Genomic DNA, 14,593 nt, shown 5'->3' on the forward strand with positions numbered 1-14,593 from the left:
CGCGTCAGCGCTCTGATCTCGGCCTTCGGCGTCCTTGCCAGCGTGATGCTCCTCGTCTTTGCCGTTCGTGAGTACCGCTCTGGGGCCTCGGTTCTCTGGCTCGTGGCTGGAGCCGTGATCTTCCTCAGCGCTTCGTACACGCTTGTGCGGGACGCGCGGCGACTCCGCACTGGACCGACCGCCTGACAGCAACGCCGTTCCAACCAGCCCCGCCAGTCGTTGTTCGTGTGTGCCGTTGACTGACGCGCAGTGGGCGCGAATCGAGCCGTTACTCCCAGATCGGACACCGAGGCGGGGTGGCCGGTGGCGGGATCACCGAGAAGTGATCGACGCGATCGCCTGGAAGTTCCAGACGGGATCGCAGTGGATCCACCTCCCGGAGAAGTACAGCAACTGGCGAGGCGTCTACAACCGGCTGCGGATGTGGGCCATCGACGGCACCTGGGAGCGGGTGTTCACCGCGCTGGTCTCACAGGCCGACGCCGACGACGACCTCAACTGGGCTGTCTCGGTGGACTCCACCATCGTGCGCGCACACCAACACGCGGCCGGGGCCCGCAAAAAGGGGCCCCAGCAGGCGAACCGGCAGACCACGCCATCGGCCGGTCCCGCGGCGGACTGACCACAAAGATCCACCCGGCCTCCGATGCCCAATGCCGGCCCCTGGCCTTCGTGCTCACCGCCGGACAGGCCGGTGACGCACCCGCCTTCGCTCACGTCATGGCCCGCCTTCGCGTTCCTCGACGGCGAGGAAGGCCCCGCACCAGGCCGGACGTGGTCCTGGCCGATAAGGCGTACTCCTCCCGCGCGATCCGCGAGCACCTGCGCAAGCGCGGTATCCGGGCGGTTATCCCCGTTCCAGCCGATCAACGCGGTCACCGGCTGCGGCGCGGCAGCCGGGGCGGCAGGCCACCCGCCTTCGACCGCGCGGCATACAAGCAGCGAAACACCGTCGAACGCTGCATCAACCGCTTGAAACAGTGGCGGGGCATCGCCACCCGCTACGAGAAGACCGCGACCATCTACCTGGCCGGACTCCACATCGCAGGCATCTTCCTCTGGTCAGCGCGGTGATCCAAACGAAGCAGCCTAGCTCACCGGAATCTTCCCGGGCCTCGAGCGGGCACTGGACCTCACCAACACCGGACCAACTCACACTGCTGACCGACTACCAGACCCCGGCTTCCCTCCGCCGGACCGGCATGAAGCGGCTCGAGACCTGGCTACGCAACCGCAAGGTCCTGCGCGCCGACCGGCTCGCCGAGACAGCTCTGGAAGTTGCCGGGCGCCAGCACACCACACTGCCCGGCGAGAAACTCAGCGCCCAGATGGTGCACACGCTCGCGCGCGAAGTGATGGCTCTCAACCAGCAGGTCGCCGAACTCGACAAGGAGATCGAGGCCTGGTTTCGCGAACATCGGGACTTCGAAGTGATCACCAGAATGCCGGGGCTGGGCGTCATCCTCGGCGCCGAGTTCCTCGCCGCGACCGGCGGCGACATGAGTCTCTTCGGCACCGCAGACCGCCTCGCCGGCTTCGGTGGCGTCGCACCTGTTCCCCGTGACTCCGGCAAGATCAGCGGCAACCTCCGCCGGCCAGGGCGCTACAAGCGCCGCCTCCAACGCGTCTTCTACATCTCCGCGTTGTTCAGCATCCGACACTGCGATGAGTCCCGCCGGTTTTACGTACGCAAGCGGCCGAAGGCAAGCACCACATCCAAGCCGTCCTCGCCCTGGCCCGTCGCCGGGTCAACGTCCTCTGGGCCCTCCTCCGCGATGGACGGACCTACGAACTCGTGCCACCCACCGCTCTCACGGCTTGACAGACAGCATTAGGAATCACTGCTGGACCCCTCAGCGGAGAACCCAGCGGGGTCCTGGCCCGTTCGCGGAACCAGGCCACATTCGGCACTCTGGAGACATGCCCGATATATGGATGCAGGGGGCCGTCATGGTGGACCTTGGCGATCATGCGCCGTGTGATCCGGCGTTCCCGGCGAAAGCCATTGCGCATATTACGGCGGACAGGAACGCCTCCGCGGAAGCACCGGAGGATCTCGTGCCCTTCGACAACCTCAAGAGCTTCTTCACCCTCGGCGGAAAAGGCATGGCGCCGCATCTCCTGTGGGATCCCTTCACCGGCGCGTTCGCCCAGTTCTTCCCCGCCTCCTCCCGCAGCAAATCGCTCGACGATCGGCCCGGAGGCACCCGCACCAACCGCGCAGGCGAAGTCGTCATCCAGATCGAAGCTCTGTTTTTCCCGCACTGTCGTGTCAACGGCCGTATATTCACCAGGCTTACCGACACCCCTTGCAAGGGCTGGAGGGAACTCAACACATGGGTCCGCTCCTGGGGTGTGCCCGACACCTGGCCCATGGGTCCTCCGACCGGTTTCACTTCGGTCCGCTCACCGGGCGTCTGGAGGTCCCAGGGCGGCTGGTACGCGCACGCCCATGTCCCGGAGAACAACCACGTCGACCCCGGGTCCTGGCCCGCGTTCGTGCCGGGACAGCCGAGCGTGCCGGGCGGGGGGCCCGCTGTCCGTCCGACGTTCAAACCGTTTCCCGGGTCGTCCTTTTTTCTGGACGGACGAAAATCGCCGATCATCGCCGCGATGCACCGTCGGCTCGTAGCCGAGGGCTGCGACCGGTACCAGTCCAGCGGCGACATCGAGGTGTGGGGGGCAGGTGACGCAAGGTCCTACGCCGCCTGGCAACGGAAGCTGGGCTTTGCCGGCAGTGACGCCAACGGCATCCCCGGCCGGTCAAGTTGGGACAGACTTCACGTCCCCAACGTCTGACGGCAGCCGGCAGGGCTCACGACACACGTTGCTCCATTTGCAGGATATGTCCGGCAGGCGCACGCTGGAATTGGAGCGCAATAACGGCCTGGAGAAAGAATATCTCGCGCGGAGTGCCCCGTCTGTGGGCGCCGTGCTGTGGCTGGCCGGAACCGATCTTCCGGCGGAGGAGGGGCGCGATGGTCTCCCTTTCGAACGTGCGGTTCGGCAAGACGAACAACGACGTGAAGGCCCTGCAGAGCGCACTGATCGCAGCTGGTTTCAGCATCCCTGACGGAGCCACGGGCTTGTTTGGCCCGCAGACCAAGTCCGCCTACGCGGCCTGGCAACGGTCCATCGGCTTCAACGGATCGGATGCGGACGGATGCCCCGGCTGCTCATCTTTGACGAAACTCGGTGCCAGAGCCGGGTTCCATGTGGATTGTCAGCATCCCGGGTCTGTCGCCAAGAGCGCAGTCCTGTACACAAGGAATTCCGGGATCGGCAAAGACAAGGACACTGCCCGTACTTTCGCATTGAAGGCATGCGAGCGGACGGACGCCCCGAAGAAATGGGTGACCGGGGTGAGCAATGATGCGAACCTGCTCACTCTCATAGAGCGAGAATCGCGGTTCAATGCGAACGCGGTGAACCAGAGCGATGTGAACGCCACGGGGCCGCGGCAGGCGGACGGAGCGAGACTCAACTGCTCCCGCGGGTACACCCAAGTGATTCCCGACACCTTCGCCAGCAATCATCAGGCAGGTACGACAAACCGGATCTATGACCCGGTTGCGAACATCGCAGCTGCCATCAATTACATCTGGCGGAGATACGGAGACATCTCGAGGGTCCAGCAGGCAAATCCGCACCTACCCCCCCATCCCTATTGAGGAGAGCGCCATGCCTGCACAAGTGCCGTTCCCTGGAGCGGCGTTCTTCCATAAAGGTCAGCACAGCCCGGTCGTCACCGCTATGGGGAAGCGCCTCGTCGAGGAAGGGTGCGGGAAGTACCGGACGGGCCCAGGCTCCGAGTGGACCGACGCCGACCGCCAGTCCTACGCCGCCTGGCAGCGCAAGCTCGGCTTCTCGGCGAGTGACGCCGACGGCACACCCGGCCAGCAGTCCTGGGACCGGCTCCACGTCCCGGCGACGAGTGGCGGGGGTCGTCACGTCCCCGCTCCCGTACCAGGACACGCAGTCACAACTTCCTACCACAAAAAGGGACCCCATTGGAGTCTGGGTTACCACACGGGTGCGGACTACGCCGCCCCGAAGGGTACGCCCTGTGTCGCCGTCCTCAGCGGCACCGTTCGCGCCGGGCAGGACGGCAGCTTCGGCAACTACCTCGTGCTGAGATCAGGCGGTTTCGACTACTGGTACTGCCACCTCTCCGAGCGGGACGTCACCAGTGGTTCCATCCAGGCTGGGCAACAGATCGCCAAAGTGGGCTCGACCGGGAATGCGACCGGACCCCACCTGCACTTCGAAAAGCGCCCGGCCGGTGGTCGTTTCGGGTCCGACATGCCTCCCAACTGGTGACCGTGCTCCCGCAGTGATGCGAATGAGTCATGGAGGCACACCGTTCGAAACAGAGGTCGACGAGCTGGACGAGCCGTACGGGTGGGGCTACGGCTACAGCCATCTGCAGACATGCACCGTTGAATCCGCGGAGGAATCGCCATGCCCATGCTGCTCATCAAGGGCTTCTACGACATCAAGGGCTCGCAGCCGGACGGAGACACGGTCCATTTCACGGCCGACGACCCCGCGGAGTGGAGCCTGGTCGGCGGCGGGCTGGGCCGCGCCGTCGAGCACAGCGTGACGGGCCGCGCGAAACTGCGGCTGGACGCGATCGACGCACTCGAGACGCACTACGGCGCGAACCGTGTCCATCAGCCGCTGCAGTCCGCTCACGCCGCACGCGACGAGTTGTTGGGCTGGCTGGGTTTCACCGATGTCCAGCGCGGTCCGGACGAGGGCGTGACCGCCACCACCCCGGACACGGTTCCCGGGTTCGTCCTTACCCGCGGTACCGATGTCCACGGCCGCTGCATCGCCCTGGCGGGGCGCGGAACACCCCCAGGGACCAGTGGCCTGGAGATCGACGTCGACGCGACCGTGTTGAGGACGACGGTCAACCACCGCCTGCTCACCGAGGGGTTGGTGTACCCGATGTTCTACCGCAGCCTGTTCACCAGCTTGCGGGCGGAGATGGCCACCGTGGCCAAGGAGGCCCGAGATGCGGGACGGGGCCTGTGGCCGAGCGACGTCACCACGACCGGAGCGAAGATCACCGGCCTGGCCTCGTTGACGGACGACGTCGTACTTCTCCCCAAGCTGTTCCGCCGGCTGGTGGACTACCTTCAGCTCGGCACCATGCCGCTGCCCTGCTTCCCGGCCTTTCTGGCGGGCGTCGGGGACCGCTTCTCCATCCTGTCCACGGGCGATCGGTGTCTCGGCCTCCACCGTGTCGTGGAGACCGCGAACGGCCAGACCGTAGGTATGACGCATCCCCCCGAGGACCTGCTCTTTGAGGACGCCTGACACCGGCTCTTCGGTGGAGTCGGCCGTACGAGACGAGAAGCCGGGAAGGAAACTGCCATGCCCTGGGGACTACGCGAAGCGGTCGGCCTGACGAACGAGGGCACCCAGTGCCCCAACCACGCCTCCGATCAGCAGCAGGTCGCCGAACTCCTCGACGCGGTCGGTCTGCCGGCCGGCGGGACGTCACTGGACACGCTCCCGCCGATCGAGGACGGCCAGGCCTCGGACGAACTCTGCAAGGCCATCCGGAACTTCCAGACGGTGCAGGACGGACTCATCGCCGACGCCCGGGTGGATGTGGGCGCGGGCACCTGGACCCGCCTGATGGAACTGGTCGATCCGGGCAGCGCCCCAGCCGAAGCGGGCACTCCCCTGCTGCTCGCCGTCTCGACCTACGAGGTATTCGAGCTGCCCGAGAGCGCCGCCCCCTGGCCGTCCCTGAGCTACACCCTCCGGGGGCAGGTCGCGGCGTGGGACGGCCCCGGCATCCACATGGAGCTCTGGGTGAACGGGCCGTTGAAGGTCGCCTGGAGCCAGGACTCGTACAACCTGGGCTGTGAGGTGTCCCCCGAGTTCAAGGCCCTGGACGAGGCTGTGGCCTCCGGCAGCGCCCGGGCCATTGGCGGAATCGCCCTGGACCAGCTCTGCTCCCGGTTGCGCTCGGAGTCCAAGGAGGCGATCGGCTCGCTGTTCGCGGCCGTCAGTATCGGCACTGGTCTCGACGGCACCCCCCGGATCGGAGGCACCATCGGCGACGACACCTCCTTCCTGCGCGTCGAGTTCGATCCGGTGGAACGTGCGGTGATCTACACCGGGAGCGTGCACGTCTTCAAGTCACACCCCGTCACGCAGGGCGAGGCCCAGGTGTCCGGTGATCTCCAGGTGCAGTTGAGGATCACGACCGGCGCTGAGGACTACGCCGCGAGCGTGGCGACAGCCCTGGCCGTCCTGGCGATCGGGGCCGTCTTCCTGGTCCCCACGGCCGCTTGGCTGGGCAGCGCGATCGTTTCCGGGTTGGGCACCGGCGTCAGAGAGATCATTGTCCGCGTCCCGCTCAGGGCACTGGCACACCAGTAGGCGGCTGTCGGCTCACCAGTGGCAGCCGTCAGCGGCCCGCTTCTCGTCGGTGGCGCACGTTCCGGCAGACGGTTCGCCGGGCGCAGCAGGTTCGACCCCGTCGCTGGTCGCCGTGGCGGTTGTGGCAGTCCTCCCTGCCGGACGAGGGACCTGGCACCGAACCGTCGCCCTGGTCGGCCCGGAGGCTTCCCGGGCGTCCGCAGGCAGAGGCAGGAAGGCAGCATCATGCACCAAAGCGTTCGCGACTACTGGATCACCTTCAACGATCCCCTCGAAGGGCGCGTCGACTTCATGTACCTGGACGTCAAGGGATACGTGAGCACCGGAATAGGCAACAAGATCGACGAGTCCGCCCAGGACAACTCCGCACCGACCGCGGAGGAGCGCGCCACCTCCCTGGTCGCCGCCAACAGGCTTCGCTGGCTGGTCAACGACGTGGACACTGAGGCGACGTCCGAGGATGTCGCCACCGACTGGGACACGGTGAAATCGCATCTGGAACTCGCGCCCCTCGGGCTGCACGGCAAATTCAAACCGTTCACGCGCCTGCACGTGGACGACCAGGAGATCGACCGCCATGTCTTCGCAAAGCTCGACGAGATGGAGTCGGTGCTCACCTCCCGCGACGGGTTCGGCGGTTTCGCCTCTTGGCCGGCCAACGCGCAGCTGGCCACGCTGAGCATGTGCTGGGCGATGGGCTCGAAGTTCCGGTTTCCCAAGTTTCAGAGCCACGTGCAGGACCGGAACTGGGCGGGCGCCGCGGACGAGTGCCACTTCACCCCGGATGTCAGCACGATCAGGATCCGCAACATGCTCGACCGGGCTCACTTCCTGCTGGCCCGCGACGTCGAGGACCGCGGCCTGCCGATCGAGCCGATCGCGCTGGGCGTGTCGGACGTGTTCGGCGTGCAAGGGGCACTTCTTGCCCTAGCCTTCAAACCGCTCTCGCAGGACGGCGTGGACGGCCCCCTCACGCAGGGCAAAGTCAGCGAGTTCCAGTCGGCATCGGGCCTGGTCGAGAACGGGGCGTTCGACGACCCGGACACGGTGTCCGCGCTCGCCGCCCAGCTCTCCGGTCGCGGCTTCACCGTGCTCGGCGCCTGAGCGCCCGGCCGAATCGAGGTGCGGCTCAGCACACGGTGTTGGGGTTGAGGAGCCTGCGCAGGAAGCCCTCGGGGTCGGGAATGAGATCCGCGACGGTGCCGAGGTCCAGGCCCGGCACCATCTCGACGGGCAGGGCGAGGGGACCGAGCACCAACGGTGCCAGCAGCTGCCAGTTCTCCATCTCTTGGATCGAGCGCAGCAGCTCCCGCAGCACCTCTCGCCACTCCACGGCGGGAACCTGCGCGGGAACGGGGAAGTGGACCAGATGGCCGGACTTGCCGCCCGCCGTGGGCATGCGGCCGAGACCTACCAGCGGGTCCTCGTGCAGCGACGGGTCCTCATTGAGGTGTTCGCCCCAGATCTGCGTGCGCAGCTCCCGGATGGACACCCCGGACCGGTGCGGGGTGCCGCCCACGCTGCCGTCGGTCAGGTCCGTGTCGAAGACGCCTAGATGCAGTTCCGAATCCGTGGTGTGCGAGCGGAAGTTCAGGTTGGCGCTCCCCGCGGCGGCGTACTGGTCGTCGACGATCATCAGCTTCGCGTGGACATAGATCTGGCGCGTCGTCGCCGACTGCTCCAGATGGAAGCAGTGGACGTTCGCGGGAGCGGCGGAGGCGATGCGCTGGATGGCCTCGGTGCGCAGCGCCTTGTGGACGTCCTTTAGCCCCGGCGCGTCGAAGTCGCGTGCGGTCACGAGGATGACCTGGACGCCCCGGCCGGCGGCGTCCCGCAGGTCGTCGACGAGGGGCGAGGGCCAGAGATACTGGTCCTCGACGTATATGTAGTGCCGCGCCCGGCGTATGGCCTTCCGGTAGGCGGCCGTGACGGTGAACTCGCCGCCGGGCAGGAAGGAGTAGACCCCCTTGCAGGTGAGGGTGCGCAGCACCTGCACTGCCTGAGTCCCCTGGGTGGTCGGCGGTCCGGGTTGCGACGTCGGAGAGATCGGCACGGGCGTGGCGTCGATGCGGCTGGGCCGGGTGGGATCGTTCCAGCGTTGGACCAGGTTCTGCCAGATCTGGCCGACGGCGGGCCCGAACACCGCGCACTGCACGTCGTGCCAGCCGGGCAGGGAGATCTGCATCCCCAGGAAGTCCGGCTCCCGTTGCCGTATGGGCGGATCGACGTGAGCGGCGTTGTCCCAGCGGTCGAGGCAGACGTCGATCCCGCCGACGAATGCGCACGCACCCTCGGCGGCACCTTGTACCACCGCGCACTTCTGATGGTGGGAGCCGAAATCGCCCACCCGGGCGTCGAGGATCGCCTGGGCCCCCGCGTCGACCAGCCCGGTGCGGAAGTCGAAATTGTCCTTGGACGGCAGGGTCGGAACCCTGGGCCTGCGCACGGGAAGCGTGGAGAACTGCGAGCCGTACAGAAGCGCGCGTACCTCGACGCCGTCGGCACGAAGCTTGAGGAGCCGGTCGAGGTATCCCGGTGAGCCCGGAACCGCCGGGGTCAGCATCTGCTCGGGCGAGAACCGCCAGCCGGCCAGCAGCACCTGGTCCCCAGCCGCCAGGACGTCCAGCTGTGAGGACAGGGTGGTGTAGTACGCCTCAGCGTCAACGAAGAACAGGACCAGGTTGTCCACGGTGAAGGCGGGAGAGCGGAACGCGCCCATCTCGGCGTCGGTCAGCAGCCAGTCCTCGGGCGTGACGCTCTCCGCGGGCGGGCGTTCGGCCTCCGCCCGCATCTCGTCCAGCTTCAGGACCGTCAGGGGGCCGACGTCGTCGATCACCTCGGCCGGGGGAACGCCGAGCACTTCGACCTTGAACCGGGCCACCGCACCGGCGGTTTCGTCGCCGTAGTCGCCGTCGGCCCCGAATTGGGGCAGGCAGTCCGGATCCCAGCCGAGCAGCGCGATCTGCACCTTCTGCACGGCCGGATCGGTTCGGTGTTCGGTCCGCGAAATACGGTCCTGGTCCTGCGCGATCGCTTCGAGCAGCGGATCGCCGGCGAACAGTGCGGAAGTGAGCATCCCGGATCTCCTTCACCGAGGTCGAGGCGGGCGTCCGAACACTCCGGCATCCGGCGGCCGAGGCCACCGTGGTGTCACGGGGCGCAATCGACACCCTTCGGCGCGGCGCCCTCGCCCCGGCCCCGACACGGGCGGGAGGCAGGCCCCGCGGTACCCGGGGAGCACGGCTGGGCGACCGCGGCGACGTCGGTCCTGCTGGGCTGATCGGCGAAGTTCAACCCGCCGTCGCAGCAAGCGCCAAGACGCTTAGCCAGGGCCATTCCTCCTCGCAGAATGCGCGGAGCGGCGCACAGCACCACCATGCTCGCATCACTCGGCGGCCCGCGCCATGCGACAGTTGCGCGGTGCTGCGCCGCCCCTGCGAGGGGCCCGACGTACGTCCGCTGCGACCGACCCGCAACAACTGCCCCCTGGGGGCAGTTGTCCGAATCAGGACATGAAGGAGGAGAAGGTACACCCTGGTTGCCCCTGCCGATCGGAGAGCCGGTAGATGGCCGGCGCTCATCCGGGCGGGATTCCCCCGGCCCGATCGACGACGTGATCGAGTGGCCTCGGCCGATGTGGCGAGCGTCGAAAATCCGACTAGGCTGGTGAGTTGTAGCAAGCACGCGCAGCCGGATGTGCGCTGCAAGCGGCGCGTCGCGAGATGCGCGCAATGTTCGCCGACACCAGTCATGTCCATTCTCGCGTTCGGCGATCACCGGCAGGACATCCGAGGTGAGCTCGACGTGAACGGGCAACCGTACGGGACGGGGCGCCGACACCCCGCCACGACGCGACTCGGGCCAAGCGGAGTCAGCGGAGTCCGCCGACGGCCACGTCGAGGACGGACGGCCACGTCGAACCCCGCCGACCCGTTCCGCGCAGACCTGGACGAGTCCCATGAACGAGGAACCCCCCTCCAACTCGCCGGTGATTCCCGGGCGCACCAGGCCGTCGGCCAGGTGAGCGACACGTCGGTGCGCGGCAATGTGGCCTTCCCGGTGGAGCAGCCCTTCGGCAACCCGGACGGTCTTGTCCCGGCGCCGAGGTCCCGTGACCGTGGGCCGCGGAGCGGCGACGTTCGACGTCGCACTGCGATCGGTCGGGCAGGAGGTCGGTCAGAGACAAGGAGGAGCCGGTCATGAGTGAGCCCGGTACCGTGGCACCCGAGGTCAAGCACGACGGCTCCTGCCAGGCGATCGCCTTCAGCCCCGATGGCAAGCGCTTCGCCAGTGGTGGCAGCGACACCCTTTTGCGGGTGCGCCCGACCGGCATCGGGACGCCGCGGGACATGACGGTCGGCGGTGGCGTCACGGGAATCGCCTTCAGCCCGGACGGCGGCAAGCTCGCCGTGGCCGACTTCGAGCAGGTCTCCCTGCGGGACAGCACGACCGGCACGACAGCCTGGCAAGGACCGCTCGCCCCGGGCACATCCTTGAACACCGTACGGTTCAGCTTGGACGGGCGGGTGATCGCGGCCACCGACACCCTGATCGCCGTACTCGACCAGGCCTCGGGGGAGATCGAGCAGCGGATCACCGTCGACCCGCCCCTGATCGCCGGTCTGGACGTGAGCCGGGACGGCACCCGGGTCGCCCTGGCCGTCGACGAACGCCACGGCGGAAACCACCGGGACGCCGGGTCCGCGCGGGTGCACGAGCTGGCCACCGGTACCGAGATCGGGCGGCTCACCCCGCACAACGCCGTCTTCGCCGTCGCGTTCGACCCGGACGGGACCAGGGTGCTGTGCTGCGCGGCCGACGACACCATCCGGATGTTCGAGGCGCAGGACGGCCGGCAGGTGTGGCCCACCCCGGACGAGGTCGACAGTCAGCTCACCTTCCCGCGCTGCCAGGCGTTCGACCCCAAGGGCAAGTGGACAGTGGTCGGCGGCGCCGACGGGTTCGCCCGGGTCCTGGACGCGGACACCGGGGTCGAGAAGTGCCGGGCGCCCAAGCTGGCCCCCGGTGCCCCGGACCCGGGCCTCGGAGCCGTCACAAACGTGGCGTTCAGCCCCAACGGCAAGCTCGCGGCCAGCGCCTCCATCGACAACCTCGTACGGCTGTTCAACCTCAACGGCAAGGAGTTGTACACCGTCCCCACCGAGGAGGTGCTGGCGATTCGGTTCAGCCCCGACGGCCGCTGGCTGGGCGTCGGCACCATGACCGGCGCGCTGGTGATCGACAACGGCGAAGCCAATACGGGATGAGCCGCCATGGACCCGCACGAACTCCTCCACCAGGTCGCCGGCCAACTGCGAGCGCTGGCCAGGGACGCCGTGGACGGCCTGGTCCGCGCCTTGCCGGAGGTCGGCGAGGACCCTTCGGCCGTGGGAACGGTGCTCGCCGGACGGCTGCTCGACGTGCACGACCGGCTGCCCGCCGGGAACTCGCTGGTGGAGCTCATACGGGAGATGCTCGGCGACCTGGACGCCGCGTCGCTTGTACGGCTGCACGGGTGGCGGCGAGCGCCCGGCGCGCCGATCGGCGTGGCGCTGGTGCTGACCGACCCGTCCGGAGCGGCGGGCGGGCGCGCCGTGCTCGGAGTGACCCCCGACGGGCCGGTGTTCGACGTGGTGGTCACGCCGGAGGCGGCTCTGACGCTGCCCCAGACGGCCCGGGGGCCGTGGAGCGTGGAGGCGACCGTCACGGCCGGGCAGGGCTGGGACGCCGCCTTCGGCCCCGGCCTGCCGCCCGCGCCACCCGGCGGAACCGCGGTGATCCGGCTGCGGCGCAGCGGCCGGCTCACCGCCGGGATGTCCGACGGGCCGGGGCTGAGCGTCGACGGCATCGTGCTAGCCGTGACCTCGGACCCCGGCACGCCCGCGGCGTTCGAGCTGGAATTGCAGGGGTTCACCGCCGCCGTCCTGCCCGCCGCGCTGGCCAGGCTCCTCGGCACCGGCGGGGCCGGCCCGATGTCGGGACCGCCCGCGCCGGTCGTCTTGCGGGCTGACCGGGTCGAGGGCTTGCGCTTCGCCGGGACCGGTGCCCTGCGCGTCCCCCTGCCGCTACGGCTGAACGGCCTTGGCGTGTCGAGCCGGGGGGCCGCCCTGGAGCTGACCTCCGACGGGGGCGAGCCGCGGCTGGCGCTGTCCGTGTCGGCCAGTGCCGGGCTGCCGGGCCTGCCGCTGCGCGTCCATCTGGACCGGGCCGGGGTCGACCTGCCCGTCACGTTCTCCTCGGCGACCCGCCCGGGCCTCGACCCGAGCCGGCTGCGTGAGCTGTTCCCGGACGGCATCGGAACCGAGCTCCAGGTGCCGCCCATCTCCGGCGGGGGCGTGGTCAAGCGCACCCCCGACCAGGGCTACGCGGGTCTGATCTCGCTCGACCTGGGCGTGCTGCGCATCCAGGCACTCGCCCTGTTCCGGCCGCCCGATGGCAAGGCGGCGCCCACCAGCTTCATGGTGCTGCTGGCCGCCCAGTTCCCGCTCCCCGGCATCCAAATCGGCCTGGGCTTTGCGCTGGACGCGGTCGGCGGCCTGGTCGGGCTGAACCGGCGCGCGGACGTCACCGCGCTGCAACAGCTCGTCGGCGACGGCAACGCCGACCACGTGCTGTTCCCCGACCGAGCGGTGGAACGCGCCCAGGAGATCATCGGATCTCTCGGCTCGGCGTTCCCGGTGGCTCCCGGGCGCATCCTGGTCGGGCCGATGATCCGCCTCAACTGGGGCGGCCGGATGGTGTCGCTGTCCGGTGCGCTGATCCTCGAACTGCCCGCACCGGCACGCGCGATCCTGCTGGGGCGGCTGCTCGTCGGACTGCCCGACCCCGTCGTGCCGCTCATCCGCCTCCAGGCCAGTGTGCTCGGCCGTGTCGAGCCGGCCGTCCCGCTGGTGGAGCTGCTGGTGTCGCTGTCCGGCTCGTGGATCGTCGGCCTGGCCGTGCGCGGCGAGATCTACCTGCTCGTACGCGGGGGCCTGCAGCCGGAGTTCGTTCTGTCGGCCGGCGGCTTCCACCCCCGCTACACGCGCCCAGCGGGTGTGCCCGCGCTGAGCCGGCTCCAGGTCGACCTGGCCCCGGGCAACGGCTTCGGACTGCGCATGGAGGCCTACTTCGCCGTCACCACCAACGCGGTGATGTTCGGCGGCCAGGTCCAGCTGGACGCCACGATCGCGGGCTGCGGCGTGCAGGGCTGGCTGGGGCTGGACGCGCTGTTCGTCTTCGACCCGGTGTTCGCGTTCTCCGTGCGCGTACGGGCCGGAGTGGCGGTGCGCGCGTTCGGCCGCCGACTGGCCGGGATCAGCCTTGACTTCACACTGGAGGGCCCGGCCCCCTGGCACGCGTTCGGCACCGGTAGCATCTCGGTGCTGTTCTGGGACGTCGAGCTGGACTTCGACGTGCGCTGGGGCTCACCGCCCGCCGTCCAGCAGAAGGCCGGACGCGATCCGATCGAGGTGCTGACGGCCGAACTGACGCAGACGAAGGCCTGGGCGGCGGAACGGCCGGCCGCCGAACGCACCGCGCTGGTGTTCACCACGGCCGCGAACGAGAAACTGATCCAGGGAAGCCTGGTTCACCCAGACGCCACCCTGCGTGTCCAGGAACGTGTGGTCCCGCTGGGCGTGCCGATCTCCCGGTTCGAGCGGCGACCAGTACCCGTGCAGACCTGGACGATCAAGGACGTGACCCTCGGCGCGGCCCAGCCCGCCGCCGGTCTGCCCTCACTGCCCGAGCGGTTCGTGCCTGGCGAGTTCTTCGACCTGACCGAGGACGCGCAGCTCACCGAACCAGCCTTCGTCAGTCACGCGGGCGGGCTGCGGGCGCGCGCCGACGGCGTGCGGCTCGGCACCGGCCACCGGGTCGACGACGGCTACGAGACCGGCTACGAACCACCCCTGCCCGAGCGCGAGTTCTCCGGCTGGCAGGGGTTCTTCCACCGCGAGGCGGTCTACGCGGTCAGCGCCGCCGAACGGCTGGAGCGGTGGCGCACCTCCGAAGCGGCCGTCAGCCTGCGCCCGGCCACGCTGAGCGTGGTCGCCGCGGCTTCCCTGAAGCCCCTGCTGGAAGACGTCACCATGGTCGACGCCACCTCCGACGTCTGGCGGGCGGTGAGCGGACAACTCGCGGTGCCGCGCGACACGCTGCGGCTCGTCGAGAGCTGGGAGCTGAGCCGATGACCGCGCCGAGCGGGCGC

General features: G+C 68.9%; 9 protein-coding genes and 3 pseudogenes. 11 read left to right on the plus strand and 1 reads right to left on the minus strand.

What is annotated here, in order from left to right:
• Window positions 1-229: 229 nt before the first annotated feature.
• The 9 genes and pseudogenes from OHB41_RS49375 (at window position 230) to OHB41_RS49415 (ending at window position 7,506) form a co-directional block, all read left to right on the plus strand.
• Window positions 230-1,074 (plus strand): IS5 family transposase gene (locus tag OHB41_RS49375; RefSeq protein WP_526025123.1). Its coding sequence is split into 2 segments (ribosomal slippage): window positions 230-583 and window positions 586-1,074, totalling 843 coding nucleotides; the frame shifts between segments, so codons are not numbered across the junction.
• A 19-nt stretch (window positions 1,075-1,093) separates the two neighbouring features.
• Window positions 1,094-1,822, plus strand: a pseudogene (locus tag OHB41_RS49380) (transposase); the annotation flags it as partial.
• A gap of 98 nt (window positions 1,823-1,920) precedes the next feature.
• The gene (locus OHB41_RS49385) at window positions 1,921-2,799 is read left to right on the plus strand and encodes a peptidoglycan-binding protein (RefSeq protein WP_266708890.1); all 879 of its coding nucleotides are present in this window, start codon (window positions 1,921-1,923) and stop codon (window positions 2,797-2,799) included.
• Between the two features lie 179 nt (window positions 2,800-2,978).
• The gene (locus OHB41_RS49390; RefSeq protein WP_266708892.1) at window positions 2,979-3,671 is read left to right on the plus strand and encodes a transglycosylase SLT domain-containing protein; all 693 of its coding nucleotides are present in this window, start codon (window positions 2,979-2,981) and stop codon (window positions 3,669-3,671) included.
• Window positions 3,672-3,690: 19 nt separating this feature from the next.
• A pseudogene (locus OHB41_RS49395) lies at window positions 3,691-3,927 on the plus strand (peptidoglycan-binding protein); the annotation flags it as partial.
• Window positions 3,928-4,035: 108 nt separating this feature from the next.
• Window positions 4,036-4,320 (plus strand): annotated as a pseudogene (locus OHB41_RS49400) (M23 family metallopeptidase); the annotation flags it as partial.
• A gap of 141 nt (window positions 4,321-4,461) precedes the next feature.
• Window positions 4,462-5,325: a nuclease gene (locus tag OHB41_RS49405; protein WP_266708894.1), complete on the plus strand. Its 864-nt coding sequence runs from the start codon at window positions 4,462-4,464 to the stop codon at window positions 5,323-5,325.
• 57 nt (window positions 5,326-5,382) lie between these two features.
• The gene (locus OHB41_RS49410; RefSeq protein ID WP_266708896.1) at window positions 5,383-6,402 is read left to right on the plus strand and encodes a hypothetical protein; all 1,020 of its coding nucleotides are present in this window, start codon (window positions 5,383-5,385) and stop codon (window positions 6,400-6,402) included.
• Window positions 6,403-6,627: 225 nt separating this feature from the next.
• Entirely contained in the window at window positions 6,628-7,506 is an 879-nt protein-coding gene (locus OHB41_RS49415; RefSeq protein ID WP_266708898.1) for a peptidoglycan-binding domain-containing protein, read from the plus strand.
• A gap of 25 nt (window positions 7,507-7,531) precedes the next feature.
• Here OHB41_RS49415 and OHB41_RS49420 read toward each other — a convergent pair whose 3' ends face one another.
• On the minus strand, window positions 7,532-9,478 hold the full coding sequence (locus tag OHB41_RS49420; protein ID WP_266708900.1) for a phospholipase D family protein: 1,947 nt from the start codon (window positions 9,476-9,478) through the stop codon (window positions 7,532-7,534).
• Window positions 9,479-10,601: 1,123 nt separating this feature from the next.
• On the opposite strand from OHB41_RS49420, the gene OHB41_RS49425 reads away from it, so the two are divergent.
• Window positions 10,602-11,669: a WD40 repeat domain-containing protein gene (locus OHB41_RS49425; RefSeq protein ID WP_266708902.1), complete on the plus strand. Its 1,068-nt coding sequence runs from the start codon at window positions 10,602-10,604 to the stop codon at window positions 11,667-11,669.
• Window positions 11,670-11,675: 6 nt separating this feature from the next.
• A complete protein-coding gene (locus OHB41_RS49430) occupies window positions 11,676-14,576 on the plus strand; it encodes a DUF6603 domain-containing protein (protein WP_266708904.1) in 2,901 nt (966 codons plus the stop codon).
• The last annotated feature ends 17 nt before the right edge of the window (window positions 14,577-14,593 follow it).

The organism is Streptomyces sp. NBC_01571, from assembly GCF_026339875.1.
Lineage (GTDB): Bacteria > Actinomycetota > Actinomycetes > Streptomycetales > Streptomycetaceae > Streptomyces.

Excerpts from the sequence above, each read along its gene's own strand:
- OHB41_RS49410 (WP_266708896.1), top strand. The coding sequence starts at position 5,383 with ATGCCCTGGGGACTACGCGAAGCGGTCGGCCTGACGAACGAGGGCACC.
- OHB41_RS49405 (WP_266708894.1), top strand. The coding sequence starts at position 4,462 with ATGCCCATGCTGCTCATCAAGGGCTTCTACGACATCAAGGGCTCGCAG.
- OHB41_RS49390 (WP_266708892.1), top strand. The coding sequence starts at position 2,979 with ATGGTCTCCCTTTCGAACGTGCGGTTCGGCAAGACGAACAACGACGTG.
- OHB41_RS49430 (WP_266708904.1), top strand. The coding sequence starts at position 11,676 with ATGGACCCGCACGAACTCCTCCACCAGGTCGCCGGCCAACTGCGAGCG.
- OHB41_RS49415 (WP_266708898.1), top strand. The coding sequence starts at position 6,628 with ATGCACCAAAGCGTTCGCGACTACTGGATCACCTTCAACGATCCCCTC.
- OHB41_RS49425 (WP_266708902.1), top strand. The coding sequence starts at position 10,602 with ATGAGTGAGCCCGGTACCGTGGCACCCGAGGTCAAGCACGACGGCTCC.
- OHB41_RS49420 (WP_266708900.1), bottom strand. The coding sequence starts at position 9,478 with ATGCTCACTTCCGCACTGTTCGCCGGCGATCCGCTGCTCGAAGCGATC.
- OHB41_RS49385 (WP_266708890.1), top strand. The coding sequence starts at position 1,921 with ATGCCCGATATATGGATGCAGGGGGCCGTCATGGTGGACCTTGGCGAT.